Source organism: Klebsiella sp. X1-16S-Nf21, from assembly GCF_002837615.1.
GTDB lineage: Bacteria > Pseudomonadota > Gammaproteobacteria > Enterobacterales > Enterobacteriaceae > Klebsiella > Klebsiella variicola.
In genome coordinates, this window is the sequence record NZ_PJDK01000172.1 from 1 (window position 1) to 533 (window position 533).

General features: G+C 61.7%; 1 protein-coding gene. It reads right to left on the reverse strand.

Annotated elements, in window-relative coordinates:
- On the reverse strand, positions 1–533 hold a 533-nt coding region (locus tag CW267_RS29920), incomplete at both ends, for a carbohydrate porin (RefSeq protein ID WP_165787489.1).

Below are 533 nucleotides of genomic sequence, written 5' to 3' on the forward strand. Positions count from 1 at the left end.
ACCGTCGCCACGTCGAACTGCACGCCGCCGATATCAAAGTTCTTCACCCCGGCGCCCTGGCCGTCGTGGTTCATCCAGAAGTAGTCGTTGATCCCCTGTTGCGGACGCTGGTGGAAGTCGCGGCCGGCCCAGATATAGGCGTTGGGGTTGGAGTCGAGGACGTTGGTGACGCCGACGTAGGCCTTCTTCAGGTTAACCTCGTCGCTCCAGTGGTCGAACATCACGTTGAGATCCCAGATAGCCCCCTGCGCGCTTTTGAAGGCCTTGCTGATCTGGAATTCGCCGCCGTTGCTTTCGTTGCCGAGACGGCCGATCGCCGAGGCGCCGTTATAGGAGCCGTCGACGCCGACATATTTCTGGTCGCCGGTCTGGAAGTGGGCGCCATAGCGGGCATAGCCGCTGAACTTGAGGCCGAACGGAATGGCCATATCCGGCGAGGCGGCGGTGGTCTGCGGGTTAGTGATCACGTCGACCTTTTTGTTGGCCGCGGCGTCGATTTTCGCCTGGCGGTCGGCCAGCGCTTTATCAACGGC